Origin of the sequence: Parvimonas oralis, assembly GCF_047608425.1 — a bacterium.
In the GTDB taxonomy this organism is placed as follows: Bacteria; Bacillota; Clostridia; order Tissierellales; family Peptoniphilaceae; genus Parvimonas.
This window is the reverse complement of sequence record NZ_JBLKRS010000001.1, coordinates 375,793-395,817: the sequence shown is the minus strand read 5'-3', so window position 1 is coordinate 395,817 and position 20,025 is coordinate 375,793. Positions and strand designations below refer to the sequence as shown.

Below are 20,025 nucleotides of genomic sequence, written 5' to 3'. Positions count from 1 at the left end.
ACACTTCCCTATTTTTATTATAAAATCACAAAATTCTTTAATTACATACTTTATAAAACATATCTTAAAAAGGTATACTTTTCACCTTGACATTAATTTTATCAAAAATTTATCCATTTTTCAATGTTTTAAAAATTTTTTTCATAAAACATAGTCCATTTTTATGAAAATATTACTTTTTACTTAATACCGGTTTTCCATATTATAAGTAACTAATTGTTTTGTTATCATTCAATAAAAAAAGTAGTATTTAAAATTTTAAAAATACTACCTTTGTATTAAAAAAAAAACTAGTTAACTGAATTTATATAATGGCCTTTAAAAGCATTTGTATCTTTTATTTTTTTTGAATATTTTATACATTCAATACATTCTTTTAAAATTTTATAGACCATATCAGAATCTTCATAAGTAAAATCAAGTCTTACTCTGTCAACTCCCAATTCAAATATTTCTTTTATATTTTCTCTTAAATCCAGCGCAATATGATTTCTTATTTCAGTTCTGCAAAACATATCTTGAAATAGTCTAAATTCTCTATTCTCCATATCTTTTAAAACATAATCACTTCTTGCACATTCAGCACAACATCTGTCTTTATGACAATCTTTTGTCAAAACTCCCATTGCACAATATTCTGTAAGCATTGATCTTGTATGTCCATAAATAATCATATCGACATTTGAATTTCTTTCTTTTGACTTATCCAACAAGTTTTTTATTTCAAATTTATTTATTTCTTGTGAAATTGTTATATCTTCAGCATCAAAATATTTTTCAAAAAATTTCAATGAATATGAATTATAGATATTAAAATATGTGTCTATATTAAATTTTTTAGTACCAAATTTTGATTTAAAAAAGTTTTTTGAACCCCAAGTTGATATTTGAACTTTATTAAAAATTTCATCATTTATTTTGGATAAATATTTTTCTAATAGAGAATACTCTTCGTTTCTTATAACACCTGGAGCACTGTAAATTATATTTATCCCCATAGTTTTAAATTTATTATAATATTTTTCAAGCAAAGTAAAATCTTCAGTGTAAATTTCTTTTATAAATTCTGATATATTTGGATTTTCAATAATTTTTTCCAGTTGAGTATTTTTACGTACTTTTAATGTAATCTTTTTATTAAATACCTTTTTACCATTTTGATAACTAAAATTTTGAGAAGGACATATAATTCTTTTTGTTGAAAAATTCAGTTTATATTCCTCATATTTTTCAACTGCTTTTCTTCTCATATTATTTAATACTGAAACCGGAATAAAGGCATCTTTATCGATACAAATATTCTTAAAAACAAAAATATAAGGTGTTCCTCCAGTTTTAGATAATTTTTCAATAATCTTATCTATTTCAACTTCTTTATTCTTTGATTTTTCTATTTTTTCATCTGAATAAACTTCGATATTTTCTAAAACAAACCTTGCTTTTTCACCAACTTTTATAAAAATTTCACATTTTAAATTTATTTTTTTATTTTCAATTCCTTCTCTAAATGATTTATTAGCACTATCTACTAGTAATTTATCGGAAGTTTTGTAAACTGGAGTTTTTGGCTTTATATCTTTTAAGAAATCAATTTCTATTATTTCTCCAGCTACTCCAAAGTCAAAACTTTCTCCATTTTTAATTATTCTGCCAACATTTCCTCCACCTAAATTAATGCCGTCTCCCTTTGAAAGTTTACCGGATAATATTATTTTCAATTTCTTTTTTTTGGTATTGAAACTTAAAACTTCTCCTACTTTAACTCCAACATTATTAGGCTTATCTAAATTAATAATATCAGAACCGTTTTTACTCATAAGGTATCCTGATGTGAATTTTCTATTAAAAATAGCTTCTAAATCTTCTTTTAAAGCCTTTTTATCATCTGTAATTTTATTATTTATGTAATTATCTATAGCTTTTCTATATCTTGATGTAACAACTGCTACATATTCTGGTCTCTTCATTCTTCCTTCAATTTTTAAAGATTTAACACCCGTATCTAATATTTTTTCGATATTTTCTATACTACATAAATCTTTTGGACTCAATAAGTAACTTCCATTTACATCAATTGCCTTTCCTGTTGTTTTGTTAATCAATTTATAACTTTGTCTACAAGGTTGAGCACAACGACCTCTGTTTCCTGAACGATCTCCAAGCATTGAGCTCATAAGACATTGACCTGAATAACTTACACAAATAGCTCCATGAATAAATACCTCAATGTCTATATCAACATTATCACAAATTTCCTTAATTTCTTCTATACCGAGCTCCCTTGCAATAACCACTCTATCAAATCCAACTTTTTTTAATTCTAAAACGTCATTTAAAGAATGTGCAGATATTTGAGTTGATGCATGAAGTTCCATATTTGGATATCTTTTTCTTAAAACTTCTGCAATTCCAATATCTGACAAAATAATTGCATCCACACCAATTTTATATAAAAAATCTGTATAAGAAATCAATTCTTCAACTTCAGTTTCTTTAATAGATGTATTAACCGTAACAAATATATTTACGTTCCTAAGTTTTGCATATTTTACAGCTTCTATTAGTTCATCATTGTCAAAATTTGTTGCAGAGGCTCTTGCTCCAAAACTGCTACCCCCTAAATAAACAGCATCTGCACCATTTTGAATTCCGGCTTTCAAGGATTCCATAGAACCCGCCGGAGATAAAAGTTCAAACATAAAATCCCTCACAATAAAAAATATATCTTCATAAAATGTGTAAAGATATGATTATTATACCACATTTTTTGCAATATAAAAGGAGAAATTAAAATTCCTCCTTTTAAAATATTCAATCATATTTAAATTTTATAAGAAATGTATTAATAAAAATCAAAATAAAATGAATTATTATTATAATTATAAACAAGAATATTGATTTAGAGCCTAATAATTCGACTTTCCCGAATACAACTGGATACAATATTACTAATAATTGAAATATTACATAGCATAAATTTATAATTAAAAATTTATAATTTATCTTATACAAAATTGAAAATGTCATATATAATAAGAGTATGACAATGAATGTCCCTCCATTAAGTTCATCAATTATCGGCAAAACCATTAGAAATAAATATTTATCAACACTGTATATATACTCATTATTTAAATCGACATAATCCAGCATAAACATCAGAACAATAAATATAACAAAATTTACAATCCATAAATATTTTATAAAAAATTTTTTAGCAATATTCATAACAACTACCTCACTATAAAATCTGTTATTTATTAAAACTTAATTTTTAAGATGTTTAAATTGGTATAAATTAATAAGATGTAGCAAAATTATTATCAATATATTTGTAAAAAAATACATCATTGAAATATTATCTTCAAAACCGGCACGTCCTATAGTTATTGGATATATATTGAGAATAAAATATATACTCAAAAATATTTGATTTATAATTAAATATATTTTGTTTGAACAGAAAATTAAATTTAAAATCGAATAAAGTAATATGCTGTAAAAAAATATATGAGTCAAACCATATTCAGGCTGTGGAAATATTTTATTCACTCTAAAAATATTAATTAATATATATCTATAATAATTAAATGTAAACTCTTGATTTAACATTATATTTTCTAAAAGAAAAAATGATATTATAAACAAAAATATGCTTAAAACAGAAATTGTTCTCGATTTCATAATAATTTCCTCCTATTTCACTGTACAATGTATACTTTATAAAAGTATTATAATACAGCAAATTAAAAAAGTCAATCATTTAGAATTTATTTTAAAATTTGAAAGTGAGTTGCCATATCTTAATTCTTTTCTTAAATCTTGAATAACATTATCCATTTTTTCAAGTTCTAAAAGTAATTCCTTTTCTTTTTCAGTTGTTTTATGTATCGCAACTATAGCTCCATTATTTATTACAATTCTCTTATCAGCAATCAAAGCTAATATCGGGTCATGTGTTGCCATTAAAACAATTTTATTTTCACTTACTAGTAAATCTAAAGCTTTTTTCCTATCAATTCCTGCATTTTCAATCTCATCAATCAAAACAATCGGAGATGAACTTAAAATTGCTGTATCTGCAATCATTAAAGCTCTAGACTGTCCACCACTTAATGAAGTTATAGGAGTATTTAAGTCAAATTTTTCTCCTGCAAGTTTATTTGCTTCTACAATTATTTTGTTAATTACTTCTTCTTCATTTTCAACCATTCTACTTTTAGCGTGAAGTTCTATAAATTCATAAGCGGATAAATCCATAACAAAATTCATATTTTGAGAAAGTTGAGATACTAATTTATTATTAGCACTTAATCTCCATTTCTTATCAGCGTCTTTCCCATTTATTAAAATTTTTCTATTAGTGGGAGTATCTCTATCTGCTACCCATTCAATATCTCCTAATAGTCTTGATTTTCCACTTCCTGTAGGACCAACAATTGAAATTATTTCTGATTTATTTACTATAAATTCATCGTAATTTTCTTTATTACCAAATTTATCTGTACCAGCTAGTAAAGTTATTGAATTTACTTCATCATCTTCTAGTCCTAAAAAACTTTTCATTTGATTTATATATATTTCTAATGAATCACAAAGCAGTTCTTCGTCTATCGCAAGTTCTTCTTTTTCTTCTTCAGAAAATGAATGTAAATACTCTGCAAATGATAAATGTTTACTATTTGAAATATCAAAGTTATTTTCTTCAAAAAAAACTTCAACAAAAGGATATTTTTCAATTAATTTTTCAATTTTTAGATTACGCATTTTTATCCTCCAATTTCATTTTTTTGATATTTCCCATTTGATATTTTGCTCCTATTTTCTTCTCTCCCAAGCAGTAAGAACACAATGCAGTTGGCATCGCAAATTTTAATTCCATACCATTAACTGTATTTATTGAATTCTTTTCATCATACAATAAAGTACTTAATTCATAAGTTCCTTGTCCTGTAAGTCCATTTATATTCATAACTATAGAACTTGGATTAACAGAAGCAACTCTTGAAGAAAAAACTTCTCTTTCAGCCTGGGAAACAATATCTCCTTTTGTTATAACAACATAATCCGCACTTTTTAACATTGGACCAATTTTTTTAGGTGTATTTATACCAGATAAATTATCAATAACACAAACAGCTTTTATATTTTTAATATATGGTGAACATCTATTGCAAAGTCCAGCTGATTCTGTTATTAAAATGTCCAATTCATTACTAATTCCCCATTGAACAACTTCTTCAATATTTGAAACAAAGAAGTGATCTGGACACAAAGCACCAGATAGTCCTTTTCTAACTAAAATATTATTTTTTTTATAAATTAAATCGTCATCAGTATATAAACAGTCAAACTTAACTACTCCTGCTTTAATACCTCTATTTTTTAAGTTTTCAATTGTCTTTACTATTACACTGGTCTTCCCTGATGAAGGAGGACCTGAAAATACTACTAAATTCATATAAACCTCTATTTTAATATTTCTTCATTAAAAATCCTTTCAGATTCTTCCATAACCTTTACTATATCATTATTATGAATATAATCCCAACCACAGAATAAAAATCCATAGTCTTTATTCATCATATTATCTACACCATAAACTGTAGTAGGAAATTTTCCATTTGAAGAAAGTAATTTTCCAACATCTTCATTTCTAAAAAATTCAACAACTTTTTGAGCTTTTTCATTATCCTTTTTAGCCATTATAAACACAGGGCTGACAATTGCACCATCTTTTGGCCAAACAACTTTTAGTGCAGAACTTCTTGATACCATTTGTGTAAAAAAATATGGTGTTATACTAACAAGTGGATTATTTTTTGAATCTCCTTTTTTCTTAACCATTTCTGCAGGATGTAAACTCTTCTTATATATTTTTGCCAATGCCTTGATTCCTTTAATTCCCCATTTTGCATAAATGTTTACAACTAAAGCATTAAACATATCTAAATCAGATAACGGTATCGCTACACTATCAATATAATCTCCGCTAAAAAGTAAATCTTCCCAAGAAGTAGGAATTTTTCTTCCATTAAGATTATTTTCATTCACTAAAAATACACAAGGAACTACTGCAATAATATTGTAGATATTTTTTGGATCTCTTAAACAGATTTTTTCATTATCAAAGTCTTTATTCATCTGCTTATTTTCTATATAAAATTTATCCTCTTCAAAAAATTTCCCAAATTTATCTTTATCAAAAAATAACTCAAAACCTGCTGAAATCATAATATCTGCAACCTTATTAATATCTCCGGAATCAATATCATTTTCAATCCAATCTAAACCTAAATTTGCTGACTTTAGTTCATATCCAATTGTTAAATCATTCGTCTTTTCATCTTCAACAAATTTATCAAGAGCATCTAGAATAGGAATTTTTAAAGGACATGGTAAAACACCTTTTACAATAACATCCCCTGTTAATGAGTTTTCTTCTTCAAGTGATTTATCAACAGAACTATGTTCGTCATTCAAAAACAAATCTAGCTTTTCTTCGAAAGCAGCTTTATTAATTCCTCTAACTTTTAAAGCCATATTTAAAGAAACCATTTTACCCATTGTTTTTAACATTTTTTCATTTTTTAATTGATCAAACCCATTATTAATAAAAAATTGTAAAAGTTTTTCATTTCCATTTAAAATATTATATAATTTATCATCAAAATTTATTTTATTCATATTTACCTCCTTATAATATATTTATATTACTATATTTTTTACTTATTTTATGTTGCAAATGCAATAAAAAGAAAAAAATCGAAAATGAATTTCGATTTTATCTTTTTCTTCTATTAATTTTTTTATCTTTAAAATACATATTCTTTAAATACAAAACTCCAACCACTTCAGAAATTCCTAATATGATTAATGCATAATTAGTATAAGATTTTACATCTTTTTCACTAATTCCTTTTACATATTTTTCCTTATAAATTAAGTTTGTAATAAGTTCTAAATTAGACTTTTTTAATGTTATTTCTGAACCGTTTTTAGTATTAATATATTTTGTATTTGAATTTATAATATACTTGTAATCATCATTACCTAAAAATTTATATTTAAAACTTTTAAAATTATCAAAAGTAGAAAGTGAAGAACTTTCTAAATTTAATTTCATTACATTAATATTATTTACAGTTGTAAGAGTCGCTGAAATTGGATATTCAACACTTAATTTTTTTTCAACTTTAGGTTCAATTGAAGTTTCAAAAGTTACAACAATTTGTTTATCTGCAGTTGATTTCAAAACTCCTAAACTGTCATATCCAATACCACCTAAAATTTTATCAAAATTTTCAACAAATATTTCATATAAATTATCCTCTGAAAATCTTTGTCGAACATTTTCAGGAACTTCTCCTAAAAAAATAGTCTTTAAAAAATTTTCAACATTAATTGTTGATTTTTCAATATTTTCTTTATATCCTGAGTTAACTTGTTTATCTCCTAAAAATACCTTTGTTGTTATATTTACATCATTTCCAATTGTATATAAAATAGGAGTTTTGCTTTTACCGCTAAACTCATGCGTTAAGATTAAAGTTTTATTATTTTTATTTTCTTCAACTTTGACATCTTCACCACCTGACAAAAACAACTTTGTTTTATCAGTTGAATATTTAATAGTAATCTCATATTTTAAATTTTCTGCATTGCTTGACTCTAAATTAAATTTTCTAAGAGTTCCAACATCTTCTTTTTTAAAATTAACAGGTTCATAAATTGGAGAATCTATATTACTAACTATTTCTTTATAAAATTCACTTCCTGTTGGCGTCTTAAATTTATCATTTAAAAATTTAAAAGAATATGGTACCTCTGCTCCATCTATTTTAATTGAAAAATTACTTAGCTTTTCGATGCTACTATTAAATGTTAATCCCATTTTTAAAGTTGAATTTCCATTATTTGTACTTTTAAGAGTATAATTTGCTTTATATATTCCATCTAATTTATTTTCATTTGAATTTGCATTTGAAAAATCTATTATTGAATCTCCAGTTAATTCTAAATTTTTAGTATCAGATAAATTAAAGGGTTCATAAATTCTATAGTTATCAGTTAAATTACTTCCTTCAGCTTTAGTTATGTAAGAATTGCTCAATAAAAAGCAAAGTAACGTTATCATGAGTAAAAATTTATTTTTCATATTTTCCTCCAGTCCTATATACGAGTATTATACCATTAATAAATACTATTGTAAAGATTAAAACATCTTATAAAAAAATCACAGAATATTTTATCTGTGATTTTTTAAATTTATAATAATTCAATTGTATGAAACTGTTTTATATTCTTATCAACAGCTAAATTTACGGTGCATATTTTATTTGCAAGATTAATTACTCTATCAAGTTGATCAATGCTTGCATCTGTTTTCAAAGAATATTTTGTTCTTATTTCTGAATATTCTTGATTTTTAAATGGAGTATCTCCTATATTATCAGTACTTACAACATAAGCTTCAACTTCAATATTTAAATCTTCAAATTTAATTTTATAATACTTTGCAGATTTCATAAAAGTTAAAACCTTACAGCCTGCAAGGGCTCCCATAAACATAGCACCCGGTGACATATATCCGGAATTTATTTCTTTACATTTTAAACTATGTGTTATTATCTCCTGTCCATTACTGGATAAAATCATCTCTCCATTTTTATCTAATCTTATATTACAAATCATAACTAGAACAACTTCAATATGTTACCAATAAATACACCGTAATAGTTACCGATAACATATCCTAAAATACCAACTAACATTGCAGGAACAACTAATTGATTCCAGCCTCTCGCTATAGCAAGTGCAGCAGCTGTTGTTGGGCCACCAATATTAGCATTTGATGCAATACAAACTTCCTCAATTGAAAATTTGAAAATCTTACCGAAAATAAATGAAACAAGCATATTTATAACTACAATAAGAATACAGAATACTAATAACCAAGGTGCTTTCTTTAAAATAATTTCAATTGAAGCAGGTGCTCCGATAGCTCCAAAGAAAATATGAATTAAAAATGTTCCAATTTCTTCGGCACCGGATACCTTAGCTAGAACTTTAGTATAAGTAGCTAAAAGAACAGTAATTGTAGTCATTAACAGATATTTACTACCTATTAAACCAAAGAATAAATCAACTATAAATTTCAATCCTGTACCCATACTATTAGTATCAGGCTTAAATCCTGAAATATATGCACCTAATTCTGTAGAAATTGCAACTATTGCAAATGAAAAAGATACTACTTTTGCAACATCCAACAAAGAAACATCCTTTTTTGACCAAAATTGAGCTGCCTTGTTTTCTCCGGCTGAGCCTAATTTTTCCATTTCATCTTCATAAGGATGAGAATAGTGTTTTCTAAAAAATTTCATTGTAGGAATAATTGTTAAACTCACAAAGTAAATTCCCATAAACAAGTTATCAGCTACAACTGCAGAACCAAGTAATCCTTTATCATCTAAAGGAAATGCATCTGCCATAGCAGTTAAGTTCATACTACCACCGGTATAAGTACCAACCATCATTGCACTTAATTTATAAAGTTCCGGAATAAAGTTTTTTAATAGGAAAAAAGCAGCAAATGCTCCTAAAATTGTTCCTAGACCACTGAGTAAATAAATCCATATAAGTCTTCCAGATTCTTTCCAAACCTTCTTTAAGTCTGCTTTAAATAACAACATAGGAATTGCAAGAGGAACTACCCAACCCCATACTATATCATATGCTTTTGTATCTTCTGCCGGAATAATTTTAGCATTTGATAAAACCATTGTAAAAGCTAATGCCAAAATACAACCTGTAATTTTACCAGCCCAGCTGTAAGTTTGTTCAAGATAAATACTGAAAGCGGCTATTGCACATAAAATAGCTAATAACACCAATGTATTATCTGTCTTAATAAGTGACCAATATTGTTGTTTTGTCACTTCTTGAGCAAAATATAACATATAAATACCTCCTTAAAAATATATGGAATGCTTTTCACATCCTTCTTTATTATATACTCATCTATTATATTTGTCAAACTCAAATTTTTAAGATATATAGTATTCTATAAGTGTTTTTTCTCTTATTTTTAAAGGTTTCAAAATCTAAAATATCTGAAATTTTAAAGTTATTTTTCTCAATTAGTTTTAATATATCATTTTCAGAATGAATATATTGCCTTTGAGTTTCTTTAATTTTTTCATAGATATTTTTTTCTTTTTTTATAAAAAAATCAATTTCAAAATCTATATATTTTTTATAAAGAGAATTTCTCCAAACATAATAAATATCATCTTCTTCAACTACAAAAGTATTGTTTCCCAAATACTCTTTAAGCTTATATTCTGAATTCACATCAAACATTAAAATAGAATTCTCATTCATCTGTTTTTTTGCATTTTGTAAGAATAACTCAATTTCATCTAAATTTTTTATATAATTTAAAACATCAAAAAAACAACATATTAAATTATATTTTTTATTAGAAACAAAAGTTCTTATATCCCCCTTCAGAATATTAACATTATTATAATCTATCAATTTGTTATAAGCGATGGATAACATATTATCTGAAATATCAAAACCGTCAACATCAATTTTTCTTTTTAAAAATTGTTCTGTTAAATTTCCACTACCCATTCCACATTCTAAAATATTTTTTACATCAATATTATTATCATTACATATTTGTATAACATTAGAGGCAAGTAGATTATAATCTACTTGCCTTTTCATAAGTTCATCATAAATATAAGAAAATTTATCGTACATATTTAGTCCTCATAAGAAAAAATATAAGGAATATTTCTATACTTGTTTCCATAGTTAAGACCGTATCCAACTATAAACCAATCTTCAATTTCAAATCCAAAATAATCCGGAACTATATCTACTTCTCTTCTACAAGGTTTATCAAGCATTACACAAGTTTTAACACTTTTTGGATTTTTACTAAAAATATACTCCTTAATATTTTTTAAAGTATTTCCTGAATCCATAATATCATCTACAATAAGAACATCTTTTCCCTCAATATCTTCTCTCAAATCAGAAATAATATTAACTGTACCTGTCGAAATTTCAGAATGTTCATAAGATGAAGTTGTTATAAAATCTACTACTATTGGATTGTCTATCTCTCTAACTAAATCCGCAAGAAATACGAAACTGCCTCTTAAAAGACCTATTGCAACTAACTCTTTTTCTGCATAATCTTTAGAAATTTGTTTTCCAAGTTCTTTCACTCTATTAGCAATTTCTTCTCTTGTAAATCTAGTAACCTCTCTTTTGTTCATCAAAATAGTCCCCCTTAGCAATTTTTTTATTATTTTTATTTTTTTCAAATTCTATTTTTTTCTTTTCAGTATCCTTAATTTCCTTTAAAATTATCAATATTTTATTTAAAGTATATTGAATACTAACAAGTATCACAATTAAAAAAGTCATAAATATAACATTAAAATCTATATTCATAAAATCACCTAATTATTCTTTATTTTTTCAATACTTGACAATATTTCATCATAAATATTTTGATATTTTTTTAGTTTTTCTCTTTCTTCATTTACAACTTTTTCAGGTGCATTATTAACAAATTTTTCATTTGAAAGTTTAGAAGATGCTCTTTTTATTTCTGATTCATATTTTTGTAAATCTAAATTTAGTTTTTCTAATTCTTTTTCATAATCTACAAGCCCATCTAATGGAATATAAATTTTTTGATTATTACAAATCACAACCATAGAATTTGTAATTTCTTCATCTTTATCCATTACTATAACTTTAGAACAAGAAGCCAAAAATCTATATAAATGTTCTAATGATGAAGTATATTTTTTTGTTACTTCGCTACTTGAAACAAAATACAAGTCGGATTTCTTTGAAGGTGGAATATTTTTTTCGCTTCTCTTATTTCTAATTGCAGTAATTGTTTCTATTAAGTTTTCAACTTCTGTTTCTTCTTCTATAAACATACTATTTTCATTATATACAGGAAAACTCGCATTAATCAATTTTTCATTTACATTAGGCATAAAAGAATAAATTTCTTCTGTTATAAATGGCATAAATGGATGTAATAGTTTTAAAATATTATTTAAAACATAAACTAAAACAGATTTCGCAACTGTTTTTTTGTCAATATTATCTCCATATAATCTAGTTTTAGAAAACTCAATATACCAGTCACAGAACTCATTCCAGATAAAATCATAAATTTTTGCAGAAGCTAATCCAAATTCAAATTTTGTAAGATTCTCTGTTAATTCTTTGATTGTTCTATTCAATCTTGTCAAAATCCATTTATCTTCTATTTCTATCTTACTAAAATCAATTTCATAAGACTCATCATCATTTAAATTCATAAGAACAAATCTAGATGCATTCCACAATTTATTTGCAAAGTTTCTATTAGATTCCACTCTCTTTTCATAGAATCTCATATCATTTCCTGGAGTATTACCGCCAACTAATGTAAATCTTAAAGCATCTGCACCATATTTATCTATTATTTCAATCGGATCTATTCCATTTCCTAAAGACTTACTCATCTTTCTTCCAAGTTCATCTCTAATTAATCCTGTAAAATAAACATTCTCAAAAGGCACTTCATTAAGATTATATAAACTTGAAAACACCATTCTAATAACCCAGAAAAATAAAATATCATATCCTGTAACTAAAGTACTAGTCGGGAAAAAGTATTTTAAATCTTCAGTTTCATTGGGCCATCCCAATGTTGAAAAAGGCCATAAAGCAGAAGAAAACCAAGTATCTAATGTATCCTCATCTCTTATAAAAGTCTTGCCTTCTTCTTTAGGCTCTACTTTACTTACAACAACCTCTCCACTTTCCTTACAATAATATACTGGAAGCCTATGTCCCCACCACAATTGACGAGAAATACACCAATCTTTTATATTATCTAACCAATTTATATAAACCTTACCAAATCTTTCAGGAATAATATTTAACTTTCCATCTAAATATGCTTGTTTAGCTGGTTTTGCCAATTCTTCCATTTTTACAAACCATTGTTTTGAAATTATTGGTTCAATAGTTGTTTTACATCTTTCGCAATGGCCAACAGCGTGATTGTGTGGTTCTATTTTAATTAAATATCCATTTTCTTTAAGTTCTTTTACAATTTCTTTTCTTGCAATATCTCTTTCTAAACCAGAAAACTTACCAAAGCCATCAGCAATCTTACCATCATAATCCATAATTAACTTTTGACCTAAATTATGTCTACTTCCAACTTCAAAGTCATTTGGATCATGAGAAGGTGTAATCTTAACACAACCTGTACCAAATTCCATATCTACATATTCATCTGATATCAAAGGAATTTCAATATTTAAAATAGGTAAATTTAAAGTTTTTCCTACCTTGTCTTTATATCTCTCGTCATCAGGATGAACAGCAACTGCAAGGTCACCTAACATTGTTTCAGGTCTTGTAGTTGCAATCGTTAGATATTCTTCACTATCTTTAAAAAAGTATTTAATATGATAGAAATTTCCATCTTCATCATTATGTTCAACCTCAGCATCAGAAATAGCTGTACCACAATTACAACACCAATTAACTATTCTATCTCCTCTGTAAATTAATCCATCATTATACATTTTGATAAAAACTTCTTCAACTGCTTTAGATAAATTTTCATCTAAAGTAAATGCATCTCTTGACCAATCACAAGAAACTCCTAAAGTTTTTAACTGATTTTTTATATTTCCACCGTACTTATCTGTCCAATCCCATGCTTCTTTTAAAAACCCATCTCTGCCAAGTTTTTCTTTAGAATTTCCATCTTTTTTAATTTTTTCAACTACTTTTGCCTCTGTGGATATAGATGCATGATCAGTCCCTGGAACCCATAAAGTTTCACAACCACTCATTCTTTTCCAACGAATTAAAATGTCTTGAATAGTATTATTAAGTGCATGTCCTAAATGTAAATTACCTGTTACATTTGGTGGTGGCATAACAATTGTATATGGTATTTTATTTGGATTTACTTTCGCAACAAAATCTTTATCAGATAACCAACTATCATATATTTTTTTTTCAAAATCTTTTGGATTGTAATTTTTTTCTAAATTTTTCATAATACCTCCTATAAATTTATATTATAGATATAATCATTTTATTTTTTATAACAATATTTCATAGTAATAAAAAAACTTCATCCAATAAATAGGACGAAGTTATCGCGGTACCACCTAATTTTCATAAAATGACTCTCTAAATTTATAACGAAATTACCCGTTTTTCAAAGCTAAAAAGCTACCTTCACAAAAAACAAACTGAATTTTTACACCAAACAAATTCTCTCTTAAAATTCCTTTTAAGTTACTCCTCTTTTATATGCCTATATTTAATTTTATACTTATATAAAAATATTAGATATATTATAACACGAAAATAATTAAATTTCAATAAAATAGTGTCATTAATTTGAATGTTTTCGTATAATTATAATCAAACTATTTCTAAAAAAATTAGTATTATATAATAAGAACCCCACCCTTCCATGATGCTTCGCATCAGGTGAGTACCCGGGAACCTTATTGCTTCGCAATAAAAAAGATCGGAATTAAATTCCGATCTAAAGTAATTTATAATTATAATTTACCTACCAAGTCTAATCCTGGAGTTAAAGTTTCATCACCTGGTTCCCATCTTGCAGGACATACTTTATCACCATGTTTAGCAACAAATTGTGCAGCTTGAACTTTTCTTAATAATTCTTTTGCATTTCTTCCAATACCATTAGCATTTACTTCATAAAGAACTATTTCTCCTTGAGGATTTACAACGAAAGTTCCTCTTAAAGCTTGTCCTTCGCCTTCAATTAATACGCCAAATTGTTCTGAAAGAGCTAAAGCTCTATCTGAAATCATTGGATATTGAATTTTTCTAATAGTTTCAGAAGCATCCCACCAAGCTTTATGAACAAATTCAGAGTCAGTAGATACTGAATAAATTTCACAACCTATTGCTTTAAATTTATCATAGCTTAATGCTAAATCTTCTAATTCAGTTGGACATACAAATGTAAAATCTCCTGGATAAAAGAAGAAAACACTCCATTTGCCTTCTAAATCTTTGTTTGATACTGTTATTATATCCCCATCATAATATGCAGGAACTTGAAATTCTTCAATTTTTTTTCCAATTAAACTCATTTTAATACCTCCTATATTTGTCTTTTTTTACTAAGACATATTTATTATACCACTTTTAAATATTTTCAAACAAAAAAGAGAGTAAAAACTCTCTTTTTATTTTTTATTAAGCAATATAACCTTCTTTTGTTAAGATTTCTTTGGCTTTTTCAAGATTTGCATCATTAACCATTACAACTGGTCCAGTACAACCCATTCCAGTTTTTGCAAATATATTATTTTTCCATAAAGCAACCTTAGCATCTTCAAGTTCAAGAATATCTATACCACCAATAGTAGCAGTAGCTTGTTCTTCAGCAGGACATTTAACTTCTTCTTCTGATTCAGCTTTTTTAGCTCCTGCAGAAGTAATTTTTTCTAAAATAGCTTTTAATCCTGCTTTATTAGCTTTTTCAAACTCATTTTTTGAAACTTCTTTGATATTTCCTTTAACTAATTGTCCAGCATAAGTCATTGCATTAGCAATAACAGGAAATCCAGATGCTCTTGAAACTATAAGAACTAATCTATCATATCCTTCACCAATTCCCGGACCATATCCGTATCCCATAGCTTCAAATCCACCACCAGTAGTGTATGATGAGAATACTTTCATCAAAAGATTTCCCGTTAAAGTATCATTAACCATTACATCAGGAACTCCTTGTAATAAGTCATTTCCTCTCATTAAAACTCCACCGTCAGCTCTATTAGATTCAGCAAAGTTCATATCATATCCATTTTCTTTTAATTCTTTAAATGCTCTTTCAACTGAAACTGCATTATCAACATTCAAAATTCCAACTGTTGGATTTTGAATTCCTAATGCTTTAGCAACTATAACTCCATAAATACCATTTTTAACCATACCTTCTACTCTATGTGCAGAAGAAGTACCAGTAGTAGTTGCAATAATCATTTCTTTCGCAGCAGCTGGAGTAACAACTCTACCTACAGTAGAAACTCCAATTGGAAAACTATAATGCATTGTAACGCAGCCATCAACTTCTCCACTATCTAAAAGTGATTCCATTTTTTTGTAACCTTCTTCTTCATTTGCAACAACATATTGTTTTAATGAAGTATTAACTTCAGGTCCAATTATACAATATTCAACACTTTTATCTCTTGATTGAGCTAATTCAGCTCCTTTAACAACATTATCTAATCCATGTTCACTGCCTAAAGTTGTAACAGCAATTCTTGGTCTTTTTCCAAATGCTCCAGTTTCTAAACCAGTAGCTATTTCTTCAAAGACATTACCAATTACTTTTTTAATATCAGACATGAAATCACCTCTATTCTTCAATTAAAGAAGATGCAAAATTTCTCATTGCTTCAGCAACTAATTTCTTAACTTCTTCCTTAGAAACTCCAGAGTTGTCTTCTAATTTACCTGAATTTCTTTCTAAAACAATTGATACACCATCAAATAAGTTAGTCATTCTTCCTAAGAATAAAGAACCTTTACCAATAATCATAGCTCTATTTAGTTCTCCTGTAGTTAAGTCTTCACGACAGAATCCTAAATAAGGAACTCCTGAAGGAATATGTCCTTGTGTTGGAGCCCATCCTTCCATACCATGATTTTCAATAAAACTTGCAATTTCAGCTTTTTCTAATTGTTTTTTCATTACTCCTAATGCACCAATCATCTTGAAGTTTGCGTTTGGAACATCTCCTGCTCCTGCAGGTTTAGTAATATCAGGATTTTGCATTTCTGCTGAATATTTATCAACATCTTTAACTGTTAAATTAGCTTTTTCTAATGGTGCAGTAACTAAAGCAGACATTACAGCTTGTGGTGATGAACCAGTTCCTACTGTATGTCTTCCAACTATATCTGTTCTTAATACAGGGTTAACTCCATCGTTTTCAGAAATTAATGCAGCAAATCCACCAATACAATCTTCTAATATAGGTAAGCCTTTTTTAAGGTGATCTTTTCCATTCATACCTAATTTAGCAGTACAACCACCTGCAACTATAACAACATTTTTGAAAGTTCCAGAATGAACATGGGAAGATGCAGCAATTAAAGTATGAGTTGGAGCAGCACAGAATCCTCTTAAATCAGAACCTGAAGCACTATTAAATCCAGCTAACTCAGCTATAGATTTTGCAAAGTTACCACCACCTCTTTGGTTCATATCTCCGCATGCTTCTTCTGAACATTCAATAATATATTCAACATCATTAGGATCTAAATCATTTTTATCTACTAAATGTAAAGCAGCTAATAATCCAGATGCTTTAGTAACTAAATTTTCTAACATAACATGTGCTGACAAGTTAACATCAACATCATGTGCTCTAGTAACAACACCTACCAACTTATCTTCAAAATATAAACCTTCAGCGTGGTTATCCATATGTCCTTCAAGAACAGATTGTTCCACACCCTCTTTTAATCTAGCAATTAATGACTCATTAATTAATGGATGTTTTTCCAAATCAGCTTTTACAGATTCAGTGAATTCTTTATTAAGATAAACTAAATCAAAAGCATCACAAATCTTCATAAGGCCAATGAATTCATTTTCAGGCATTATTTCACCATATTTACCAACTCTTGGAGAATCAGTCAAATATTTTTCTTTATCTGACCAAGGTTGTGGTACAGCCTTTAAATCTTCAGGTCTTTTATTTCCAATATAAACTTGATTTGGTAAATAATTTAATACTTCTTCATATTTTCTAATATGTTTTGGTATTTCTTTTAGATATTCTGAATTAGGATTTAAAGCCTTTTCAGTAGTTTGAGTTGTTCCATTTTGAATTATCATGTCTGGCGCATGAACTAATACGTAAGAAGTTCCTTTTAATACAGGAAAATTCATCTTAATTACCTCCTTTAATATAAAAAACAGATAGCACAGTATGTATTGCATATAAGCCAACTACCCTTACATAATAGAATACCACTAAATTAAAAAGGTGTCAATACCTGACACCTTTTTTTACTTAAAAATTATTCAAATATTGTTTGTCCATCAACTTCAGTTGATAAAGCTTTTAATGCTTTTTTAACAATACCCATTCTTAATGCATATTCTTCTTCATGGCTCAATTTAGGATTACCTAATGGATGAGGAATTGCTATAGCAGGAACAATTCTGTTAGCTCCTACTGTTAATGAAATTGGAGTTACAGTACATACATGTACTACTGGAATTCCAGCTCTTTCAATTTCTTTTACCATCGTTGCACCGCAACGTGTACAAGTACCTCAGGTAGATGTTAATATAACTGCATCTACTCCATCAGCAACCAATTCTTTGCTGTATTTTTCTGCAAATGCTTTTGCAGAAGCTACAGCTGTACCATTTCCTACTGTAGTATAGAAATATCTATGAAGACTTCCAATTTCACCCTTCTTTTCAAGTTCTCTTAAAACATCAACAGGTAAAACTCTATCTGCATCTTGGTTAGCATAAACAGGGTCATAACCACCATGCGCTGTTTCCCATTCGCCTTCTTTAAGATCCATTACACCTTCAATATCATATTTACCATATTTTGAAGCTGATGAAGACTCAATATGATCCGGATTTCCATGAGGAACAATACCACCTGATGTTACCAAAGCAATCTTAGCTTTTGTAATATCTTTAACAGCTGGATTTGGATCTACTCTGTCAAAGTGTGGCATTGGAAATTCTGTTTCGAATTCCTCACCTTTTAACTTTTTAATCATCATATTTACAGCTCTCTTACCACCGAAATCTTCTCTAAATATGTTCTTTCTAACTCCTCTTTCAATGTAACCTTCTTCAGCTGGAGAACCAATTTCTTCTCCTTTAACAAGTTTCATTGCAAGTGGAACCATTTTGCTTACAGCATCTTTCATACCTGCAGCACTATTTTTAGTTGAAACTATATATATGCTCTTTTTGAACATATCTGCACCTGGGTTTTCAATATACATACCAGTTAAAGCCGGAATACCCAATTCATTTTGAACAGCTTCAGTAATTGTACCAGCAGCAACTCCATAACGACCAGCATTAAATGCAGGACCTGCTATGAATAAATCTGGATTATACTTTTTAACCATTTCTAAAACTTCTGCTTTAGCTTGGTCCATATTTTCACCAAAATAGCTGTCTCCGCAAATAACTGTAGCAACTATTTCAGCTTCACCCTTAAAACCGGCATTTAACGCTAAACCAGGTCCAATTTTTTCTTCTCTGACTTCTGGTTTATAATCTGCCTTTTCTTCTCCACCTATACCAGCAAAGAATTGGTTTATATAGTGAACTACTCTTAATTTTTCCACACTAATCACCTCTCTATCATATATTTATATATGATTTTTTTCTTAATTACAAATTATAATGAATTTCTAATTTCACTTACAGCTTCAATGATAGCATCACAGTCAAGAACCATTTCCATCATACCAATTTGGTCATCATAAACTGATTCATCAACTTCTGCTTTAAATTCAGGTTCAACTGCGTGATATACTTTAAGTCCTAACTGAACTCCTGCTAATGGACCTGCAAAAGTAGGGTCTCCTGTAGTTACAGTTTCAGCTGCTAATGCTGCTGATTCTGCTTCAGATGCTCCTAAAAGAACTAAACAATTTTCTGCACCGTATTTTTCTGCTAATTCTTTTACCCTTCTTTGATTTTCTAAGTCCATTGCTCCTGCTGCAGTTCAGACAAAACATTCAGTTGCTGAAAATACTATTTCTGCAGGAGTTGTAGCGACACATTCTTCCATAGCTGGTCCTGGTATACCATCTCTATCACCGATTATGATTACTTTTGTATTTTCTGTAAAAAGTGCCATATCGCTAACACATCCTTTCTATATATTTTATTTTCGTTTAATTTTATATAATATTCCG

Annotated in this window: 16 protein-coding genes and 1 other annotated feature; all 16 genes read right to left on the bottom strand. The window is 27.8% G+C overall.

Features of this window, described 5'->3' with window-relative positions; genetic code table 11:
* Positions 1–290: 290 nt before the first annotated feature.
* A complete protein-coding gene (locus tag ACMX2D_RS01985; protein ID WP_414972529.1) occupies positions 291–2,699 on the bottom strand; it encodes a U32 family peptidase in 2,409 nt (802 codons plus the stop codon).
* Positions 2,700–3,759: 1,060 nt separating this feature from the next.
* Positions 3,760–4,767, bottom strand: coding sequence for an ATP-binding cassette domain-containing protein (locus ACMX2D_RS01980; RefSeq protein ID WP_118058853.1), 1,008 nt, complete (start codon positions 4,765–4,767; stop codon positions 3,760–3,762).
* Complete coding sequence (locus ACMX2D_RS01975) at positions 4,760–5,461, bottom strand: GTP-binding protein (RefSeq protein ID WP_009448096.1); 702 nt, start codon at positions 5,459–5,461, stop codon at positions 4,760–4,762. The genes ACMX2D_RS01980 and ACMX2D_RS01975 overlap by 8 nt, the downstream gene beginning before the upstream one ends.
* Positions 5,462–5,469: 8 nt before the next feature.
* On the bottom strand, positions 5,470–6,687 hold the full coding sequence (locus ACMX2D_RS01970; RefSeq protein ID WP_414970789.1) for an ABC transporter substrate-binding protein: 1,218 nt from the start codon (positions 6,685–6,687) through the stop codon (positions 5,470–5,472).
* Positions 6,688–6,784: 97 nt separating this feature from the next.
* Positions 6,785–8,158, bottom strand: coding sequence for a hypothetical protein (locus ACMX2D_RS01965; protein WP_414972528.1), 1,374 nt, complete (start codon positions 8,156–8,158; stop codon positions 6,785–6,787).
* Positions 8,159–8,268: 110 nt separating this feature from the next.
* Positions 8,269–8,694: an OsmC family protein gene (locus tag ACMX2D_RS01960; RefSeq protein ID WP_414970791.1), complete on the bottom strand. Its 426-nt coding sequence runs from the start codon at positions 8,692–8,694 to the stop codon at positions 8,269–8,271.
* A gap of 2 nt (positions 8,695–8,696) precedes the next feature.
* Complete coding sequence (locus ACMX2D_RS01955) at positions 8,697–9,962, bottom strand: DUF819 family protein (protein ID WP_009448004.1); 1,266 nt, start codon at positions 9,960–9,962, stop codon at positions 8,697–8,699.
* A 79-nt stretch (positions 9,963–10,041) separates the two neighbouring features.
* Complete coding sequence (locus ACMX2D_RS01950) at positions 10,042–10,773, bottom strand: class I SAM-dependent DNA methyltransferase (RefSeq protein ID WP_414972527.1); 732 nt, start codon at positions 10,771–10,773, stop codon at positions 10,042–10,044.
* Positions 10,774–10,775: 2 nt separating this feature from the next.
* The gene (gene hpt / locus ACMX2D_RS01945) at positions 10,776–11,297 is read right to left on the bottom strand and encodes a hypoxanthine phosphoribosyltransferase (protein WP_414972526.1); all 522 of its coding nucleotides are present in this window, start codon (positions 11,295–11,297) and stop codon (positions 10,776–10,778) included.
* Entirely contained in the window at positions 11,275–11,475 is a 201-nt protein-coding gene (locus tag ACMX2D_RS01940) for a hypothetical protein (RefSeq protein WP_414970795.1), read from the bottom strand. Before ACMX2D_RS01940 ends, hpt begins: the two co-directional genes overlap by 23 nt.
* Positions 11,476–11,483: 8 nt before the next feature.
* Entirely contained in the window at positions 11,484–14,111 is a 2,628-nt protein-coding gene (locus ACMX2D_RS01935) for a valine--tRNA ligase (protein WP_414972525.1), read from the bottom strand.
* 86 nt (positions 14,112–14,197) lie between these two features.
* Positions 14,198–14,380 (bottom strand) — a binding site (T-box leader).
* Between the two features lie 247 nt (positions 14,381–14,627).
* The gene (gene ahpC, locus ACMX2D_RS01930; protein ID WP_414970798.1) at positions 14,628–15,191 is read right to left on the bottom strand and encodes an alkyl hydroperoxide reductase subunit C; all 564 of its coding nucleotides are present in this window, start codon (positions 15,189–15,191) and stop codon (positions 14,628–14,630) included.
* A gap of 106 nt (positions 15,192–15,297) precedes the next feature.
* A complete protein-coding gene (grdD, locus tag ACMX2D_RS01925) occupies positions 15,298–16,458 on the bottom strand; it encodes a glycine/sarcosine/betaine reductase complex component C subunit alpha (RefSeq protein ID WP_414972524.1) in 1,161 nt (386 codons plus the stop codon).
* A 10-nt stretch (positions 16,459–16,468) separates the two neighbouring features.
* On the bottom strand, positions 16,469–18,010 hold the full coding sequence (grdC, locus tag ACMX2D_RS01920) for a glycine/sarcosine/betaine reductase complex component C subunit beta (RefSeq protein WP_324003318.1): 1,542 nt from the start codon (positions 18,008–18,010) through the stop codon (positions 16,469–16,471).
* Positions 18,011–18,141: 131 nt separating this feature from the next.
* Positions 18,142–19,449: a glycine reductase complex selenoprotein B gene (grdB, locus tag ACMX2D_RS01915; RefSeq protein ID WP_081446159.1), complete on the bottom strand. Its 1,308-nt coding sequence runs from the start codon at positions 19,447–19,449 to the stop codon at positions 18,142–18,144.
* Positions 19,450–19,502: 53 nt separating this feature from the next.
* Positions 19,503–19,967 (bottom strand): glycine/sarcosine/betaine reductase complex selenoprotein A, encoded by a 465-nt coding sequence (gene grdA / locus ACMX2D_RS01910; protein WP_081446160.1) that lies wholly within the window; start codon positions 19,965–19,967, stop codon positions 19,503–19,505.
* Positions 19,968–20,025: the final 58 nt, after the last annotated feature.